The following is a 17,005-nucleotide window of genomic DNA, read 5'->3' on the forward strand; positions in this document are numbered from 1 at the left end:
AGCGTGGACCATTTCTCTTATGTCGACGGCGCCATGCAGGTGGAGCAGGTGCCGATGGAAGCCATCGCCCAGGCGGTCGGCACCCCCGTCTATGTCTATTCCACGGCGACATTGGAGCGCCATGTCGGCGTGTTCCGCGATGGCCTGGCACAGCTTGATGATCCGCTGATCGCTTTTGCCGTCAAGGCGAACCCCAATGCGGCGGTGCTGGCGACGCTCGCGAAACTGGGGCTTGGGGCGGATGTCGTGTCGGGTGGCGAATTGCTGCGCGCGGTGGCGGCGGGCATTCCGGCGAGCCGCATCGTCTTTTCGGGCGTCGGCAAGACCGCCGAGGAAATGCGCTTGGCGCTGGACCATGGCATCTACCAGTTCAATCTGGAGAGCGAGCCGGAAGCCGAGATGCTCTCGCAGGTCGCGGCGTCCCTCGGCAAGCGCGCCCCGGTCGCCTTTCGCATCAATCCGGATGTGGATGCGGGCACCCATGCCAAGATTTCGACCGGCAAGTCGGAAAACAAGTTCGGCATTCCCTATGACCGCGCATTGGACAGCTATGCCGCCGCTCGCGATCTGCCCGGTCTGGATGTGCAGGGCGTCGCCGTGCATATCGGCAGTCAGCTGACCGACCTCGCCCCGCTGGAGGCCGCCTTCGTAAAGGTCGGCGCGCTGATCGACGCGCTGCGCGCAGCCGGCCATGACATTCGGACGGCGGATCTGGGCGGCGGTCTCGGCGTTCCTTATGACCCCGCCCAGCCGCTGCCGCCCAGCCCGGCGGACTATGGCGCGATGGTGTGCCGGGTGACGCAGGACTGGCCCGTCCGCCTCATGTTCGAGCCTGGCCGCGTGATCGTGGGCAACGCAGGCGTCCTCCTGTCGCGCGTCATTCGGGTGAAGCAGGGCGCGCAGGCGCCTTTTGTCATCGTCGACGCGGCGATGAACGACCTGATGCGCCCCAGCCTTTATGATGCCTGGCATGACATTCGGGCGGTGAAGCCATCGGGTGCGCGTGCGACCGCCAATGTCGTCGGCCCGGTGTGCGAAACCGGCGACACCTTCGCCATGCATCGCGACATGGACGTGGTGCAGGCGGACGATCTGGTCGCCTTCATGACCGCGGGCGCCTATGGCGCGACGATGGCGGGCACCTATAACAGCCGGCCGCTGACCCCCGAAGTGCTCGTATCGGGCGACAAATGGGCGGTGGTGCGCGACCGGCCGCCGCTGCGCGCGCTCATCGACGGCGATATCATTCCCGACTGGCTGGCGGATTGATGCACAGCCTGCCGGTCTTCCTGCGGCTGGCGGGGCGCCCGGTCATCCTGACGGGCGAGGGGGAGGCTGCGGAGGCCAAGCGCCGGCTGCTGGAACGCGCGGGCGCACGGATCGTCGATGAAGCAGATCAGGACGCGTGCGTTGCCATCGTTTCCGATGGTGATGAGGCCACCGCGAAGACGCTGCGGGCGCGGGGTATCCTGGTCAATGCGACCGACAATCCCGATCTGTGCGATTTCACGCTGCCCGCGATCGTCGATCGCGATCCAGTGCTGATCGCCATCGGCACCGGCGGCGCATCGGCGGGGCTGGCCAAGGCATTGCGGCAGCGGCTGGAGGCATTGCTGCCTGCCGGGATGGGCGCATTGGCGCGGACCTTGTTCGATGCACGCTCCGCAATTCGTGCGCGCTGGCCGGACGCCAGCGACCGGCGACGTGCGATTGACGCGGGGCTGTCGCCGGGCGGGTCGATCGATCCACTGGCGGAAGGCAGCGCCGACCGGCTGGAAGGCTGGTTGGCTGGGCCGGACAGGACGCACCTATCCCGGCTGGAAACGATCCGCCTGTCATCGCGCGATCCTGATGAGCTGACGCTGCGCGCGGCGCGTTTGCTGGGCGAGGCGGATCGCGTCTATTACCACGCTGATGTTCCAGGCGAAATCCTCGACCGCGCCCGTGCCGATGCGGCGCGCATCCGTGCCCCGCATCCGCCCGGCGAACCGGAACAGGGCCTGTCACTCTGGCTCGTTATGGCGGACTGACCGTCAGCGGGCGCTGAGGCGCGCGACTTCCGCCTGCAGCTGATGGACGGACACCATCAGACGCGCCCGGTCGAGCTCAACCTGCCGCAAAGCCTCGCGCGTTTCGCCCAGCTCCATCGCGCGCCGGGCAATGCGGGCATCGAGTTCGGCATATTGGCGCGACAGCAAGGCCATCCGATCAGCGCGCGCATGAGCCCGCCGCAGCCGGGCGTCGAGCATGTCGAAATCAAAGGGTTTGACGATATGGTCGTCTGCACCCGCATCCAGCGCCGCGATCATCCTTGCGCCGTCACCCGCGCCGCCGATCATCACGATGCAGACATGGCCGACGGGATGCGCCGCGCGGATTTTCTCCATGGTCGCGATCGCGGGCAGCAAGCGCAAATCCATGTCGATCAGGATGATGTCCGACGGCTGCGTCATCAGCGCCTTTTGCGCTGCAAACCCGTCGTCTACGGCGGTCACGTCATAATGGCGATGCGACAGCCGGCGGGCGATGACCGCGCGTGCGGTCGCATTTTCATCCACCAGCAACAGGCGCAGGCGACGGGGCGCTGCCTGGGTCGCAGTGCCCATCCGCGCGTCACGCTGAAAAAAGGACATGAAAAGGCTCCTGTTGCGGCACCCGGCTTTAGGCGGACCGCACCAAAAAATGCTTAACGCCTTGGTCCATTATTAAATTCATTTAATTGGCCTGCTTTCGGCCCCGGCCATAGCCTGCTCGCGCTTATCCAAGAGGAGGCTTGCATGCCCAACGTCGTTCCCCAGCTTGCGATTGAAGACATCGCCGACCTGTCCGATCCCATCAGTCCCTTTGCCCTGTCGGATGCGGGCGAGCTGGACATCAGCCTGATGGACGTTGTGATCGCCATCATCGACCAGCCGTGACGCTGGCAGCGCTCACCGCAAGCGCGCAGGCGGCGGGCAGCGCGCCGCTTGACGAAGCGGTGGCGCTGATCCGCCCGCTTCTGCTCGACATTGGCTGGTTTGGCGCGTGGCTGACGGATCAGATCGCACAGATGCGCGTCGATCCCCTGCACCTTCCCCCGGTTCGGGCCAGCAGCAACGGCGCAGTGCGGCATCTGGTGTTCGTGCGGACCGAACGCTTCTGGGTGACTGCGACCATCATCGACCTTTCAGCGCCGCCGTCCGACCGGCTGCATTTTTCCGGCCGTCATGCGCTCTGCCGTCCGCTCAACAAGGCGTTGCGAGGGGAGCTGTTCCAGCTTGAGGGGGTGCGCCCGGCACATATTCGGCCGATCGAGTGTCGGCCCGGCAAAATGCTCGAACTGGACGAGCGGCATCAGGCCTTGCGCCTGACGCCGGGCACCAGCGCGCTCATGATGCTACGCGCGCAGATCGCCCCGCGCGGCCCGGTCCTCGCGCGCACGATCGATCTCGTCAGCGGCGGGATGAGTGCGCAGGCGCAGGTGGATGAAGCGCATGCGCGAACGCTGATGCTGCTGTCGCTGCTCCGGATGCAGCGGCGGCGCGACGCTGCGCCGATGTTTGCCGCCGCGCTCGACGCGCCGCTGCCGGCACAAAGATGGGCCGTGATGCGGGAATATCTCGCGCTCGATACCGCGCAGGCGCTGGAGCCTCTTACCGTCATGGCGCGGGCCGACGCTGATGGGAAAGTGCAATCGCTGGCGCGGCAGACGCTGGCGCAACTGGAACAGCCGCAATGCCGCGCCTGATGGAGCCGGAGGACAACGGCTCAACCATCGATCTCGATGCGCTGGTCGACTGGTGCGAGAGCCCGGCCTTCGACCCCTCGTGCGAGGATGGGCTGGCGGCGGCCGCACCCATGCTCGCCGCCCTGGCGCGCAACCGCCACTTCCTGGCGGACGCTGCGATTGCGGAACTCAAGACGCGATGCGCGAGCCAGCGTCACCACAACCCCTATTCCGCCCAAGTCATGCTGTTGCGGCCCCCGGCGGGCAAATATGTGCTGCGCGCGGCCTTCTGGCCGGCGATGGGCGATCATGTCGTGCGCGCCAGCGGCACCGCGCCCTTTCTCTATCATGTGCCGCACGACCATGGCTTTGATTTCCTGACCGTGGGCTATCTGGGGCCGGGCTATGGATCGGACTATCATGACTATGACGCCGCCGGCGTCACAGGTTTTGAAGGTGAGGCCGTCAGGCTCCGGTGGGCAGGGCGCAGCTGGCTTCACGAAGGGCGGATGCTGCTTTATCGCGCGCATCGCGACATCCATAGCCAGCTTCCGCCCGAGCGCATGTCCATATCGCTCAACATCCTCGCCAGTCCGCCGGGCCAGGGCTGGCGGCGCCAATATCGCTTCGATACGGCGCGCGGCGTGATCGCGCAGTCGATGACGGTTGCGAGCGCGCAATTGCTGCTCGAACTCGCGATCGGCTGCGGGGACGACAATGCCATGGATCTGGCCGAAGCCTTTGTTTGCCAGCATCCGCACGACGCCATGCGTCTCACCGCCTGGAATGCCATGGGCGATGTGTTGGAAAGACGGGCGCGGCTAGAGCATCTTGAAGTCGGGGCGGGAAGTGACAGCCCGCTGGTGCGCGCGCGGGCGCGTTCCATGGTGGAAAACCTCCAGAATGGATAGGAAACGGTTTGTATTTGCCCTGCCGTGGCTGTCGGATGGGATCGGGCGCTAGACGACAGGGCGAATGTGGGCGGGCGCGTGGAATGTCATGGTGTGGGAAGCGATTTCGGCCCGGTCGCGCGCGCATTGAGCGCGCGGGGCGTCCACCTGGCGATGCGACACGCGCCGGGTCAGCCCCATGTCCGTGCGGGCGACGCCATGATCCTGTGGCAGCGGACGGACGATCCGCTCGCCCGCGCGCAAGCGCTCGACAGCGGCGCGCAGGACGTAGTTGGCCCATGGATGCATGAAGCAGAAGCGGCGGCACGCATCATCCGTCTGGCCCAGGGGCAGGACCCCAAATTGGTTCTGGGGGATCTCGTCATCGATCTGCTGGAGCGCCGTGTCGAGCGCGGCGGGCGGACCATAGCCTTGCTTGCCCGCGAATATGCGCTGCTGGTCCACCTCGCGCGCCATGCCGGGCAGCCGTTCAGTCGCGCCGAACTGCTGCGTGCTGTCTGGCGGCTGGACTTTGATCCGGGCACCAATAGCGTGGAAGTGCATATGTCGCGCTTGCGCGGCAAGCTGGACCGGGGCCATCATCAGCCCCTTCTGCGCACCGTCAGGGGGCGCGGCTATATGCTGGTCGCGGGTCTGGAATCAGGCGCATAGGCGCGCAGGAACAGGTCTACGGCAAAAGCGGCGTCCCGATCGATATCGTCCTGGTCAAAGTCAATGATCTGCCCCATCAACAGCCCATGATGCGTGCCGGCCATGCAAAGCGACATCAGCGCCCGCGCCGCGTCCAACGGATCAGCCTTGCGCAGCAATCCACGCTTCATGGCATTTTCCAGAAAGGCAGCGAGCACGGCACGCGTGTTACGGGGCGCCAATTCTGAAAAAATACGCGCAAGTTCCGGAAAACGCCCGCCTTCGGAAATGACGACCCGGTGGACGGCAATGACATCTGGGGACGTAACCTTTGACACCAGGCTGGTGCAGACATTTTCTAGGACGGTTTGAATGTCGGCTTGTTCATCCAGCAGTTGCGATAGCCGAGCGCGATAGGCCTGGGCCACGCGATCAATGACTGCCGCGAACAGCACATCCTTCGAAGGAAAATGCTTCCACAATGTGCCCTTCGAACCGCCGAGCGTCTGGGCGATGGCCGACATGGTCGTCCCCGCATAGCCCTGATCGAGGAAATAGCGGTGCGCAACTTGCAGAATCCTCTCCTGCCGCTCACGCTTGCGCGTCTCCCTGCGAGTGCAGGCGAGGGGGCTTCCACTCTCCGTCATAAAAACGTACCATATAGTACGGTAAGGTTGTTGACAAGCCAGTGCAACGGGCGCAAGGGCGATTTTCATACTATCTGGTACGGTTTGTTATGGCGTTGAGTCGCATGATCTTCTCCCCTCGCACGCTGCTCGCACTGGCGATGGCCATGCTGCTGGCGAGCTGCGCGGCGGTCCCCAAGCTCGGCCCGGAACCGGAGATTCGCACGGCCCAGAGCGTTGACGCCCGGCAGAGCCTGGCCGCGCCCGAAGCAGCATGGCCCGCCGATGACTGGTGGAACGCCTATGGCGATCCGCAACTGAGCGCCCTCATCGAGGAGGGGCTGAAGAACGCGCCGGACATGGCGATCGCCGCCGCGCGATTCCGGCAGGCGCAGGCCGTGGCGCAGCAGGCGGGGGCCGCGACGCTGCCGTCGGCCGATCTGGAGGCCAGCGCCAACGCCACGAAGCAGAGCTATAATATGGGTCTGCCCAAGGAATTCGTGCCGCAGGGATGGCTGGGCACAGGGCGGGTGGCGCTGGACCTGGGCCTGGATCTGGACCTGTGGGGCAAGAACAAGGCGGCGTTGGCCGCCGCGACGTCCGAAGCGCGGGCGGCCGAAATCGACGCGCGACAGGCGCGGCTGGCGCTCACCACCGGGATCGCCAACGCCTATGCCGATCTCGCCCGGCTATATGATGAGGCGGAGGTGCAGCAGCGCGCGCTCGACATTCGGATGGCCAGTCAGAAGCTGGCGGCAGAACGGCGAGCCAATGGATTGGAAACGCGGGGCAGCGTTCGCCAGGCCGATGCGACCGTGTCGGCGGCCAAGGCGCAGCTTGCCGGCGCCAAGGTCGCGATCGCGCTGCGCCAGCACCAGATCGCGGCCCTGATCGGCGCCGGGCCCGATCGCGGGCTTTCGATCACGCGGCCGGTCAAGGGTCGTCTGTCGCCACTCGGCCTGCCGGCGGACGTCACGACCAATCTTGTTGCACGCCGGCCGGATATCGCGGCTGCGCTGGCCCGGACGGAGGCTGCGGCGAAACGGATCAAGGTCGCGCGCGCTGATTTCTTTCCGGCCGTTCGGCTGGGCGCGCTGATCGGCGTGCAATCGCTCGGCTACAACACGGTGTTCACCGGCAATGGCGCACAGGGCGGGGCGTCGCCTTTTCTGGATACATTGTTCAAGAAGGATTCGATCTTCGGCAATGCCGGACCCGCGATCAGCCTGCCCTTGTTCCATGGCGGCGCATTGCGCGGGCAGTATCGGAGCGCCCGCGCCGTCTATGATCAGGCGGTGGCGACCTATGACAAAACGGTCCTGACCGCCTATCAGGAAGTCGCCGACGCCGTGACCAGTCGACGCGCGATCGAGCAGCGGCTGGCGGATGCCCGCGCCGCGCTCGCCGCTTCGCGCGACGCCTATGACGTGGCGCAGAAACGCTACAAGGGCGGGCTGTCTCCCTATCTCGACGTGCTCAATGTGGAGGACCAGCTGCTCTCCGCCCAGCGCGCAGTCTCCGATCTCGAAGCGAGCGCCTTCACGCTCGATATCGCTCTTATTCGTGCGCTGGGCGGCGGATTTACCCCCAGCGCTGCTTTGCCCAAGGACGACATCCATGGCTGACGCCGAAAACACCACCCCGACCAGCGAGCCGCAGGACGCGCAGCAGGACGCGCAGCAGATTGAGCGCAACAGCGCCCGGCGCACCTGGCTGATCCGGCTGGGCCTTGCCGTGCTGGTAGTCGGCCTACTCTGGGGCGCATGGTATATGCTGTTCGGTCGCAATCATGTCAGCACCGATAACGCCTATGTGAATGCGGAAATGGCGCAGGTGACGCCGCTCATCGGCGCGCAGGTGATCGACGTGCTGGTCAGCGACACGCAATCGGTCAAGAAGGGCGACATTCTGGTCAAGCTGGACCCGACCAACGCCAAAATCGCGGTTGCGCAGGCGGAAGCCGATCTGGCCGAAGCGCGCCGTCGTTTCCGCCAGACAGACGCCACGAGCGATTCGCTTGCTGCCCAGGTGGAGGCGCGCAGCGCCGATATCGTTCAGGCGCGCGCGCAGCTCGCCACCGCGCAGGCGGACCTGGAAAAGGCGCGCGTCGACTTGCAGCGCCGCGAGGCGCTGGTGGCCGATGGCGCGGTATCGGGGGATGAAGTCACTGCGGCCAGGACCGCCTATGCCAGCGCACAGGCTGCGCTGCGGCTGGCGCAGGCGGGCGTCAAGACGGCCGAGGCGACGCGCGGCGCGGCGACCGGCCAGCTGGAAGCCAATCAGGCGCTGGTGCGCGGTTCGACCGAAGACACCGATCCGGCGGTCCTCGCCGCGAAGGCGCGACTGGAGTCGGCCAGGCTGGACCTTGAACGCACGATCATCCGTGCCCCGATCGATGGCATCGTCACCAAACGGCAGGTGCAGGTCGGCCAGCGCGTCGCGCAGGGTAGCCCGATCATGTCCATCGTCCCGATTTCCCAGGTCTATGTCGACGCCAATTTCAAGGAAAAGCAGCTGCGCGGCGTCCGGGTCGGCATGCCTGCCAAGGTGACGTCCGACCTTTACGGTGATGACGTCGTCTACCATGGCAAGATTGTGGGCTTTTCCGGCGGCACGGGGTCTTCCATGTCGTTGATCCCCGCGCAGAATGCGACCGGTAACTGGATCAAGGTTGTGCAGCGCCTGCCGCTGCGGATCGAACTGGACCCCAAGGAACTGGCCGCGCATCCGCTGCGCGTCGGCCTCTCGATGGAAGTCGAGATCGACCTGGCGGCGGACTGAAGGGGGCGCGCGGCATGGCGGGCGACGACGATATCTTCTCGCGGCTGTCGCCGCGCACCCGGACGCTGGCGGGGCTGGTTCTGGCTCTGAGCAACCTGATGGTCGTGCTCGATCTGACCATCGCCAATGTGTCGGTGCCGCATATCGCCGGCAATCTTGGCATTTCCCCCGATCAGGGAACGTGGATCATCACATCCTATGCGGTGGCGGAGGCGATCTGCGTGCCGCTGACCGGCTGGCTGGCGCAACGCTTCGGTGTCGTGCGGGTCTTCACCCTGGCCATGGCTGGCTTCGGGCTATTTTCCGTGCTGTGCGGCCTGTCGACAACGCTTGGCATGCTGGTCGCCTGCCGCATTGGACAGGGTATTTGCGGCGGCCCGATCATGCCCATGTCCCAGACGCTGCTGATGCGCATCTTCCCGCCCGAAACGCGCAATCGCGCCATGGGCATGTGGGCGATGACGACGTTGATGGGGCCGGCGCTGGGGCCGATCGTCGGGGGATATATCAGCGACAATTGGAGCTGGCACTGGATTTTCTTCATCAACCTGCCGATCGCGGTGCTGTGTGTTTTTGCCGCGCAGGCTTTGCTGCGCCCGGTGGAAACCGAAACGGCCAAGGTGCGGATCGACAAGGTTGGCCTTGGCCTGCTCGTCTTCTGGATCAGCTGCCTGCAGATCATGCTGGATATCGGCCGCGATCATGACTGGTTCGCCGATCCCACGATCATCGCGCTGGCGATCATGGCCGGACTGGGTTTCTGCGTGTTCGTCATATGGGAGCTGACAGAAGAGCATCCGGTCGTCGACCTGCGGGTGTTTCGCCATGTGGGCTTCAGCTCGGCGCTGTTTACCCTGTCGCTGTGTTTCGGCTCCTATTTCGCCAGCATCGTCGTCATCCCGCAATGGCTTCAGATGTCGATGGGCTATACCGCGACCTGGGCCGGGATCGTAACGGCGTTGACCGCCATGGCGGCGCTTTTCACCGCGCCGATCGCCGCGCGAATGATGGCAAAGACGGACCCACGCCTGCTGATTTCCTGCGCCGTCGCCTGGATCGGGATCATGTCGCTGTGGCGCGCGCACTGGACCAGCGGCATCGACTTTTATGGCATGGCCTTGCCACAGTTCATTCAGGGCTTTGCCTTGCCCTTCTTCTTCATTCCGCTGACGACGCTCAGCCTGGGATCGGTGCTGCCCAGTGAAACTGCTTCGGCCGCTGGCCTCCAGAATTTCGTGCGCACGATGGCGACGGCAATCGCGACCTCCCTGGTGCTGACCGAATGGGGTGATTCCCAGCGCGTGTCGCGCGCCGAAATGACGCGCGTGCTTCAGCCTGAACAGACGCAGTCGCTGCTGTCATCGCTGGGTCTGTCGCCCGACCAGATCCGGCAGATGATCGCCAACATCGTCGAGCAGGAGGCGACGGTGATCGCCATCGACCGTGTCTTCTTCATTTCCGCGATCATCCTTTTCGTAGCGGCGGCGATCGTCTGGCTGGCGCCAAAGCCGGTGGGCGAGGTCGATACCTCGGCCGCGCACTGACCATCGGCTGCGGCGTCAGCCGCGCCACCGCCCAAAGATCGCGCCGTCCCGCAATATAGCGCGCGCCGCATTATGGCCGGGCGCGCCAGTGACGCCGCCTCCGGGATGGGTCCCGGCCCCGCACATGTAAAGGCCGCGCACCGGACCGCGATAGGCGCCATGTCCCAGCACCGGGCGCGCCGCCCACATCTGATCGAGCGTCAATGCCCCATGCATTATATCGCCGTCGACCAGCCCGAACGTGCGTTCGAGGTCGAGCGGGGAGAGTATCTGGCGGGCTATGACGCTGCCGGCGAAGCCGGGCGCATGGGCATCGACCGTCGCGATGATGGCGTCGGCCGCCTCGTCTCGCGCGTCGTCCCAACTGCGGCCGCCCGGCAGGTCGGGCGCGAACTGCTGGCAGAACAGGCTGGCGACATGGCACCCGGCGGGCGCCAGGCTGTCATCCACTGTTGAAGGGATCAGCATTTCGACGATGGGCGCGCGCGACCAGCCTTGGCGCTTCGCGTCCATGAAGGCGCGGCCCATATAATCCAGGCTGGGGGCAATGATGATGCCTGACCGATGATGCACGCCTTCCCCCGGCAGGCATCGAAAATCGGGCAGGGCGGACAGGGCGACATTCATCCGGAACGTGCCCGATCCCGTGCGGTAGCTTTTGATACGCCTGACAAAGTCTGCGGGAAGATCGCCCGGGTCCATCAGTCTTTCGTAGAGCAGTTTCGGTCCGACATTGGCGATGACCCTTTTGCCCATCACCGCCTCTCCGCTTTCCAGCCTCACGCCCACCGCCCGATCACCATCGACCAGCACGCGCGCGACGGGCGCGTCCAGACTGATCTCTACCCCCATCGCCTGCACGCTTCGCGCCATCGCCTGCGTGATGGATCCCATCCCGCCGACGACATGACCCCAGGCGCCCTTCTTCCCGTTCACTTCGCCAAAGACATGATGCAGCAGCACATAGGCGCTGCCGGGCGTATCGGGCGACGCATAGTTTCCCACGACGGCGTCGAAGCCGAAGGCGGCCTTGACCGGGTCGCACTCAAACCAGTTATCCAGGAAAGCGCGCGCCGATTTGGTGAACAGGTCCAGCACGTCGCGCTGCTGCTCGATCGAGAGCGCGGCAAAGCGCCGACCCTGGCGCAGCGCATCAATCATCATAGTCAGACCATCGCCGACATTGGGCGGGCAGGTCAGCACCATGTCACGCAGCACATCCGCCACCGTTTCCAGAGCGGCATAATAAGCGGGCAAGGCGTCGGCATCGCGCTGACTGAACTTCGCGAATTCCGCCTGCGTGCGCGCAAGGCCGCCGCCCAGCATCAGATATTGGTCGTCGGGCAAGGGCAGGAAATTGCTGACCGGCCGTTCGATGACGCGATAGCCCTGATCGGCCAGCCGCATGTCGCGAATGATCCTGGGATGAAGCAGGCTGACCGTATAGCTTGCGGTCGAATTGCGAAAGGCGGGATGAAATTCCTCGGTGACGGCGGCGCCGCCGACGATCGCGCGTCGTTCGAGGATGCGAACCCTGTAGCCCGCCCGCGCCAGGTAAAAGGCGCAGACCAGGCCATTATGTCCGCCCCCGATGATGACGGCGTCATAATATGCGCCCATGCCCCTTACTCCATCCTATAGCTTTACGACCGTATAACAGTCGTCTGTGCAAAGTCGATGCAGCTGTCGCCATCGGTGTCGGGATGGTCAGGCGGTGCGGTCCGGCTCCTCGCCCCAGTCCGCCAGGATGTTCGCCTCGCTCGCCGGCTTTTCCCAGGGGAAGACGAACCAGTCCTTCGTCACCGCGCGGTCGATCGTCTCTGCGCTATAGTCCACCCGCGCCCCGGACCGGCTGTTGTCGATCAGCACGGCCAGGCGCAGCACGGTCGCGTCCGCGTCACCCAGGGCGCGGCGCAGGCGCAGGATCGTGCGACCGGTGTCATTGATGTCGTCGACGATCAGCAACCGTTCGCCGGCCTGCGCCCGCGCCCGCAACGCTTCGAGCAGAGCGTCGGAGAAAGCCGGAACCTGCGCCGAAAGATCGACCGACAGCATCGGCCGTCCCAAGGCGTGGCTGAGCCATGTGGCCGGCGCCAGTCCGCCGCGCCCGATGCCCACGATCCAGTCCGGGCGCCATCCCGACGCGACCACGGCATTGGCCAACAGGTCGATCTGTGCCAGGAAGCGCTCCATGTCGATGTCGGTCAGGATAGGCTTCTGCATCGTCATCCCCTCACCATCGCCGCATCTTCGTCTCCCGCAACCTGCGCCCCGTAATGCCGCGCCAGCCAGGCGCAGGCGATGAGTTGAAGCTGGTGAAAGACCATGACCGGTAACAGGATCGGCCCCACCATCGCGGCGGGAAACAATACGCCGGCGATCGGCACGCCCGACGCCAGGCTCTTTTTGGACCCGCAAAATTGCAGCACGATCGCGTCCTCGCGCGACAGGCCGATCAGCCGACCCATGCCCCAACTCGTCAGCAGGATGATGAGCAGCAACCCGGTCGATACCGCGACCAGCATCACCAATTCATCCTGTGACACCGTCTGCCACAACCCTTCCACGACCGCAGCGGAGAAAGCGGCATAGACTACCAGCAGGATCGCCCCCCGGTCGACGCGCCCGATCTTGGCCCGGTGCCAGTCGATGAAGCCGCCGATCCACGGGCGCAGCATATGGCCGAGGACGAAGGGCAGCAGCAGTTGCAGCACGATCCCCTCCACGGCGGACAGGGACACGAGGTTTCCGCTTCCGGCTCGCTGCATCAGCAGCGCGACCAAGAGCGGCGTCACGACAATGCCCAGCAGGTTGGAGAAGGATGCGCTGACGACGGCGGCGGCGAGATTGCCGCGCGCGATCGCTGTAAAGGCGATGGAGGATTGGACCGTCGATGGCAGCAGGGTGAGGAACAGCAATCCGGGACGCATCGCTTCTGGCACAGGGCCGAACCTGCCAAGCAACCACCCCAAAATGGGAACGATGAGGAAGGTGGTCGCCAGCGTCGCGGCGTGAAGTTTCCACGCACGCGCGCCCTGCCAGATGGCGGCGCGCGACAATTTCGCTCCATGCAGAAAAAAAAGCAGGACAATGCCTGCGTCCGCCATGCCCTCGGCAATGCGCGCGCCCTGGCCGTGCGCGGGCAGGATGGACGCTAGGGCGACGGTCGCAATCAGCATCAGCAGGAACGGGTCAAGCGCCTGTCGTAATCGGTTCATCATCACATCTGGCACAAAGGGATCGGAGCGCAGGGGATAGACGCGCGCGCCAGACTGCGCCAACAATTTCCCCTTGGCACCAGACAAGGGAGAGGCCGGGCGTGAGCGAGCATGTAGCGATCATCGAACATGAGGGCGTGGTGGAAATCCATCTCGATCGCCCGGACAAGAAGAACGCCCTCACCGCTGCCATGTATCGAGCGATGATCGCAGCGCTGGGGGATGCCTCGACACGCGATGCGATTGGGGCGGTGCTGATCGCCGGCCGGGGGGACGCCTTTTGCGCGGGGAATGACCTTGCCGATTTCATGGCCGGTCCCGAAGGGGGGATGGCGGCATTCGACTTCATTCAGGCGATTGCGGCCTTCGACAAGCCGCTGGTTGCAGTGGTGCAGGGTTTGGCGGTGGGCGTCGGCACCACCATGCTCTTGCATTGCGACCTGATCTATGCCGCGCCTGACGCGCGTTTCATCATGCCCTTCGTCAATCTGGGCCTCGTGCCTGAAGCCGGCTCCAGCCTGCTTGTGCCCGCCATTCTGGGCCATGCCAAGGCGGCGGCGATGCTGATGCTGGGCGAGCCGCTGGATGCCGAGGCCGCGGACCGCGCGGGCCTGGTCACGGCTGTGGTGCCCGGCGACAGCCTGCTGGACCATGCCCGGACCAAGGCAGCCGCGCTGGTCGCCAAACCCCCCCAGGCTCTCGCCGCGACGCGCCGGCTGATGCGGGGCGACCCGGCGTCCCTCGCCAGCAGAATGGCGCAGGAGGCGGACCTGTTTCGACAGGCCATGGCCTCGCCCGAGGCACGGGAAGCCTTCACCGCCTTTTTCGAGAAACGCCCGCCGGTGTTCCGGCGGACCTGATCGCCGACAAGGCGGGCGGTTTCACCCGCGCTGTTCTTCGGGCCAATAGAGTCGCATGGGATTGTCGACGAGCAATTGATGCTGCAAGGCCTGCGTCGGCGCGATGCGGGGGATCATGTCGACGAGATGCCCGTCATCGGGAATGGCGTCCTGCATATTGGGATGGGGCCAGTCGGTTCCCCACAGCGCGCGGTCGGAATAGTCGGCAACCAGGGGCGCGACTGCCTCTGCAAACGCGTCCCACGGTGCGCCGGCTGGATCGAGACGATCGGGGCAGGTCGCCTTGAACCAGATATCCGGCCGGCTTTCCAGAAGCGCGCGAAACGCCCGCATGTCGCTGCCGTCCGGACCCTGCGTCACATCGGGGCGTCCCATATGATCGATGACGATCGGCACGGGTATGGCGTCCATGAACGGGCGCAATTCCTCAAGGATGTCCGCCTCGAAATAAATGACCACATGCCAGCCGTCGGGCAGTCGCCGGGCCACGTCGAGAAACTTTTCCTTGGGCGCGTCGTCGACCAGCCGCTTGAGGAAGTTGAACCGGATGCCGCGAATGCCGCCGTCGTGGAGTGCCGCCAGATCAGCCTCCGAAATGGCGGGGTCGACCACGGCGACGCCCCGCGCCTTCCCCTGCGACTGCGCGATGGCGTGGAGCGTGGCGGCATTGTCCGTGCCGTGGCAACTGGCCTGGACGATCACGTTTCGAGCGAACCCCAGATGATCGCGCAGCGCGAACAGCAAGTCAGGCCCGGCATCTTCGGGGAGATATTTGGCTTTGGCGCTGAAGGGGAATTGCGCCATCGGTCCAAAGACATGGCAATGGGCGTCGATCGCACCGGGAGGTGGCGTGTAACGTGGCGCGGACGGATTGCCATGCCAGCTGATAATTCTTTCGTTCATGCGAAAACCTCCCCATCCAGCAATTTGCGGGCGGTGCGCAGCATGGCCGCGCTGATGACGCTGCCGCTGTCATCCAGTTCCATGATGCAGCTTGTCTCTCCGCTGGGATGCTCGACCGACAAGGTCTTGCGATGGCCCTGCGCAAAAACCGCAACGTCGTTCGCCGGCGATCCTTCGATCAGGCACGCTGTCGCGACGCTCACGGCACCAAGCACGCCGATGGACGCATGCGCGCGATGCGGGATGAAGCTGCGCACCGTGATGGCGCCCCCGTTTCGGGGAGGGGCCACCAGCATCATCTTTGGCACCGACTTTTCCCTGACGTCGCCCAGGTTCATCCGTTCGCCAACCGCCAGGCGGATCGCTTCGATCCTGGCCTTGAGCGCGTCGTCCTTGTCCAGTGTTTCGCGGTCCTCATAGCCGGTCACGCCAACGTCCTGCGCCTTGATGACGACGCACGGCATGCCATTGTCGATCAGGGTCACGCGCACGCCATCTATGTCGTCGACGGCCTGGCCGGTCGGCAGCAAGGCGCCGCACGAAGATCCGGCGGTGTCGCGAAATTCGAGCGGTATGGGGGCGGCTGTCCCCGGCACGCCGTCGATCCGCGCGTCACCTTGATAGCGCACGGTGCCGCCAGGCGTCTGGACGGTGGCAATGGCGATCTGGCCGGTATTTTCCATGAAGATCGCGACGCGGGTTTCATCGCCTGTGGCTTCGACCAATTTGCGCTCGATTGCGAAGGGGCCAACGCCCGCCAGGATATTTCCGCAATTTTGCGCATCGCTCACAATCGCCTGATCGACGAAAACCTGCAGGAACAGATAATCGACATCGACCCCTTCGCGCCGGGACTTGCGGACCAGGGCGACCTTGCTGGTCAGCGGATCCGCGCCGCCCATGCCGTCAATCTGTCGCGGGTCGGGGGATCCCATGATGCGTAACAGGAACGCGTCTCGCGCGACTGTGTCTGCCGGCAGATCATCGGCCAGGAAATAGCCACCCCTGGACGTTCCGCCGCGCATCCACATGACGCGGGCGCTGCCGATCGGGTCAGACATATTTCAGGCCCATTTCCTCAAGCCGCGGGCGCATATCATAGATGTCGAGACCCAGTTCCCCCGCCGCCAGGCGGACGCGCTTGGCCTCTTCCGCTGCTTCGCGGGCCTTAGCCTTTTCCAGCACATGGGCCGCGTTCTGGCGCGGAACCACACACACGCCATCGTCATCCGCGATGATGACGTCGCCCGGCTGCACCAGCGCTCCGGCGCAGATGACCGGCACGTTGACAGATCCGATCGTGTTCTTGACCGTGCCTTGCGCATGGATCGCCTTTGACCAGACCGGGAAGTCCATCTGCGTCAGATCGCGCACGTCGCGTACGCCGGCATCGATGACAAGTCCGCGGCAACCGCGCGCTTTTGCCGACGTTGCCAGCAAGTCGCCGAAATAGCCATCCGTACAGGGGCTGGTGGGCGCCAGAACGAGAATGTCGCCTTCCTTGAGCTGTTCGATCGCCACATGCACCATCCAGTTGTCGCCCGGTGCCGCAGAGATGGTGACGGCGTTGCCGGCGATGCGGGCGCCGCTGTAGATTGGCCGCATATAGGCCGCGAGCAACCCGGTGCGCCCCTGCGCTTCGTGCACGGTGGCGACACCGCACTGGGCCAGCCCGTCGACCACGGACAGGTCTGCGCGATCAATATTCTGAACGACAATGCCGGACATGATCTTTCCTTCTCCCGATTGGGGCAGTGACATGGACAATGAAGCGGCGATGCTCAAATGCGATCTGGCGACAACGCATTAGTTTTTGCTAATCCTCT

18 protein-coding genes are annotated in these 17,005 nt (G+C 65.0%); 10 read left to right on the top strand and 8 right to left on the bottom strand.

Translation table 11 applies throughout. The features are described from left to right. Positions 1–3 precede the first annotated feature (3 nt). Positions 4–1,269, top strand: coding sequence for a diaminopimelate decarboxylase (gene lysA, locus RLDS_RS31480; RefSeq protein WP_021224490.1), 1,266 nt, complete (start codon positions 4–6; stop codon positions 1,267–1,269). Beyond that, complete coding sequence (locus tag RLDS_RS31485) at positions 1,269–2,030, top strand: precorrin-2 dehydrogenase/sirohydrochlorin ferrochelatase family protein (protein WP_021224491.1); 762 nt, start codon at positions 1,269–1,271, stop codon at positions 2,028–2,030. Before lysA ends, RLDS_RS31485 begins: the two co-directional genes overlap by 1 nt. 3 nt (positions 2,031–2,033) lie before the next feature. Here the strand turns inward: RLDS_RS31485 and RLDS_RS31490 are convergent, their stop codons facing one another. Then, positions 2,034–2,633, bottom strand: a complete 600-nt coding sequence (locus RLDS_RS31490; protein ID WP_021224492.1) for a response regulator — start codon at positions 2,631–2,633, stop codon at positions 2,034–2,036. A gap of 144 nt (positions 2,634–2,777) precedes the next feature. Here RLDS_RS31490 and RLDS_RS56450 point away from each other — a divergent pair, with 144 nt between their 5' ends. From RLDS_RS56450 to RLDS_RS31505, 4 genes are all read left to right on the top strand, one after another. Continuing rightward, positions 2,778–2,918: a hypothetical protein gene (locus RLDS_RS56450; RefSeq protein ID WP_021224493.1), complete on the top strand. Its 141-nt coding sequence runs from the start codon at positions 2,778–2,780 to the stop codon at positions 2,916–2,918. After that, positions 2,915–3,727: a hypothetical protein gene (locus RLDS_RS31495; RefSeq protein ID WP_021224494.1), complete on the top strand. Its 813-nt coding sequence runs from the start codon at positions 2,915–2,917 to the stop codon at positions 3,725–3,727. Before RLDS_RS56450 ends, RLDS_RS31495 begins: the two co-directional genes overlap by 4 nt. Then, complete coding sequence (locus RLDS_RS31500) at positions 3,715–4,617, top strand: hypothetical protein (protein ID WP_021224495.1); 903 nt, start codon at positions 3,715–3,717, stop codon at positions 4,615–4,617. Before RLDS_RS31495 ends, RLDS_RS31500 begins: the two co-directional genes overlap by 13 nt. A gap of 93 nt (positions 4,618–4,710) precedes the next feature. Further along, positions 4,711–5,268, top strand: a complete 558-nt coding sequence (locus RLDS_RS31505) for a winged helix-turn-helix domain-containing protein (protein WP_031297337.1) — start codon at positions 4,711–4,713, stop codon at positions 5,266–5,268. Here RLDS_RS31505 and RLDS_RS31510 read toward each other — a convergent pair. Then, complete coding sequence (locus RLDS_RS31510) at positions 5,232–5,963, bottom strand: TetR/AcrR family transcriptional regulator (protein WP_330217079.1); 732 nt, start codon at positions 5,961–5,963, stop codon at positions 5,232–5,234. The genes RLDS_RS31505 and RLDS_RS31510 overlap by 37 nt on opposite strands. A 20-nt stretch (positions 5,964–5,983) precedes the next feature. Here RLDS_RS31510 and RLDS_RS31515 point away from each other — a divergent pair, with 20 nt between their 5' ends. From RLDS_RS31515 to RLDS_RS31525, 3 genes are read left to right on the top strand one after another with little or no spacing between them, the layout of a single operon-like run. After that, positions 5,984–7,498 carry an efflux transporter outer membrane subunit gene (locus tag RLDS_RS31515; protein WP_031297338.1) on the top strand — a complete coding sequence of 505 codons (1,515 nt, stop codon included), beginning with the start codon at positions 5,984–5,986 and terminating at the stop codon, positions 7,496–7,498. Continuing rightward, the gene (locus tag RLDS_RS31520) at positions 7,491–8,654 is read left to right on the top strand and encodes an EmrA/EmrK family multidrug efflux transporter periplasmic adaptor subunit (RefSeq protein WP_021224499.1); all 1,164 of its coding nucleotides are present in this window, start codon (positions 7,491–7,493) and stop codon (positions 8,652–8,654) included. The genes RLDS_RS31515 and RLDS_RS31520 overlap by 8 nt, the downstream gene beginning before the upstream one ends. Positions 8,655–8,668: 14 nt before the next feature. After that, complete coding sequence (locus tag RLDS_RS31525; RefSeq protein ID WP_021224500.1) at positions 8,669–10,198, top strand: DHA2 family efflux MFS transporter permease subunit; 1,530 nt, start codon at positions 8,669–8,671, stop codon at positions 10,196–10,198. Between the two features lie 15 nt (positions 10,199–10,213). On the opposite strand, the gene RLDS_RS31530 is transcribed toward RLDS_RS31525, so the two are convergent. The 3 genes from RLDS_RS31530 to RLDS_RS31540 form a co-directional block, all read right to left on the bottom strand. Next, positions 10,214–11,818: a phytoene desaturase family protein gene (locus RLDS_RS31530; RefSeq protein WP_021224501.1), complete on the bottom strand. Its 1,605-nt coding sequence runs from the start codon at positions 11,816–11,818 to the stop codon at positions 10,214–10,216. Positions 11,819–11,905: 87 nt separating this feature from the next. Continuing rightward, entirely contained in the window at positions 11,906–12,421 is a 516-nt protein-coding gene (locus RLDS_RS31535) for a phosphoribosyltransferase (RefSeq protein ID WP_031297340.1), read from the bottom strand. Positions 12,422–12,423: 2 nt separating this feature from the next. Further along, entirely contained in the window at positions 12,424–13,416 is a 993-nt protein-coding gene (locus tag RLDS_RS31540; RefSeq protein WP_031297341.1) for a bile acid:sodium symporter family protein, read from the bottom strand. Positions 13,417–13,517: 101 nt separating this feature from the next. Between RLDS_RS31540 and RLDS_RS31545 the strand changes: the two genes are divergently transcribed. Beyond that, positions 13,518–14,276 carry an enoyl-CoA hydratase gene (locus RLDS_RS31545; protein WP_021224504.1) on the top strand — a complete coding sequence of 253 codons (759 nt, stop codon included), beginning with the start codon at positions 13,518–13,520 and terminating at the stop codon, positions 14,274–14,276. A 21-nt stretch (positions 14,277–14,297) separates the two neighbouring features. On the opposite strand, the gene RLDS_RS31550 is transcribed toward RLDS_RS31545, so the two are convergent. From RLDS_RS31550 to ligK, 3 genes are read right to left on the bottom strand one after another with little or no spacing between them, the layout of a single operon-like run. Further along, positions 14,298–15,179, bottom strand: coding sequence for an amidohydrolase family protein (locus RLDS_RS31550; protein ID WP_021224505.1), 882 nt, complete (start codon positions 15,177–15,179; stop codon positions 14,298–14,300). Further along, on the bottom strand, positions 15,176–16,240 hold the full coding sequence (locus RLDS_RS31555) for a 4-oxalomesaconate tautomerase (protein ID WP_021224506.1): 1,065 nt from the start codon (positions 16,238–16,240) through the stop codon (positions 15,176–15,178). Before RLDS_RS31555 ends, RLDS_RS31550 begins: the two co-directional genes overlap by 4 nt. Beyond that, positions 16,233–16,907, bottom strand: coding sequence for a 4-carboxy-4-hydroxy-2-oxoadipate aldolase/oxaloacetate decarboxylase (gene ligK / locus RLDS_RS31560; RefSeq protein WP_021224507.1), 675 nt, complete (start codon positions 16,905–16,907; stop codon positions 16,233–16,235). The genes RLDS_RS31555 and ligK overlap by 8 nt, the downstream gene beginning before the upstream one ends. Positions 16,908–17,005: the final 98 nt, after the last annotated feature.

Source organism: Sphingobium lactosutens DS20 (genome assembly GCF_000445105.1).
GTDB lineage: Bacteria > Pseudomonadota > Alphaproteobacteria > Sphingomonadales > Sphingomonadaceae > Sphingobium > Sphingobium lactosutens.

What these genes read in the sequence shown, in the direction of transcription:
- RLDS_RS31525 (WP_021224500.1), top strand. Translation starts at nt 8,669, where the DNA reads ATGGCGGGCGACGACGATATCTTCTCGCGGCTGTCGCCGCGCACCCGG.
- RLDS_RS31485 (WP_021224491.1), top strand. Translation starts at nt 1,269, where the DNA reads ATGCACAGCCTGCCGGTCTTCCTGCGGCTGGCGGGGCGCCCGGTCATC.
- ligK (WP_021224507.1), bottom strand. Translation starts at nt 16,907, where the DNA reads ATGTCCGGCATTGTCGTTCAGAATATTGATCGCGCAGACCTGTCCGTG.
- RLDS_RS31520 (WP_021224499.1), top strand. Translation starts at nt 7,491, where the DNA reads ATGGCTGACGCCGAAAACACCACCCCGACCAGCGAGCCGCAGGACGCG.
- RLDS_RS31490 (WP_021224492.1), bottom strand. Translation starts at nt 2,633, where the DNA reads ATGTCCTTTTTTCAGCGTGACGCGCGGATGGGCACTGCGACCCAGGCA.
- RLDS_RS31500 (WP_021224495.1), top strand. Translation starts at nt 3,715, where the DNA reads ATGCCGCGCCTGATGGAGCCGGAGGACAACGGCTCAACCATCGATCTC.
- RLDS_RS31515 (WP_031297338.1), top strand. Translation starts at nt 5,984, where the DNA reads ATGGCGTTGAGTCGCATGATCTTCTCCCCTCGCACGCTGCTCGCACTG.
- RLDS_RS31510 (WP_330217079.1), bottom strand. Translation starts at nt 5,963, where the DNA reads ATGAAAATCGCCCTTGCGCCCGTTGCACTGGCTTGTCAACAACCTTAC.
- RLDS_RS31535 (WP_031297340.1), bottom strand. Translation starts at nt 12,421, where the DNA reads ATGCAGAAGCCTATCCTGACCGACATCGACATGGAGCGCTTCCTGGCA.
- RLDS_RS56450 (WP_021224493.1), top strand. Translation starts at nt 2,778, where the DNA reads ATGCCCAACGTCGTTCCCCAGCTTGCGATTGAAGACATCGCCGACCTG.
- RLDS_RS31555 (WP_021224506.1), bottom strand. Translation starts at nt 16,240, where the DNA reads ATGTCTGACCCGATCGGCAGCGCCCGCGTCATGTGGATGCGCGGCGGA.
- RLDS_RS31550 (WP_021224505.1), bottom strand. Translation starts at nt 15,179, where the DNA reads ATGAACGAAAGAATTATCAGCTGGCATGGCAATCCGTCCGCGCCACGT.
- RLDS_RS31540 (WP_031297341.1), bottom strand. Translation starts at nt 13,416, where the DNA reads ATGAACCGATTACGACAGGCGCTTGACCCGTTCCTGCTGATGCTGATT.
- RLDS_RS31530 (WP_021224501.1), bottom strand. Translation starts at nt 11,818, where the DNA reads ATGGGCGCATATTATGACGCCGTCATCATCGGGGGCGGACATAATGGC.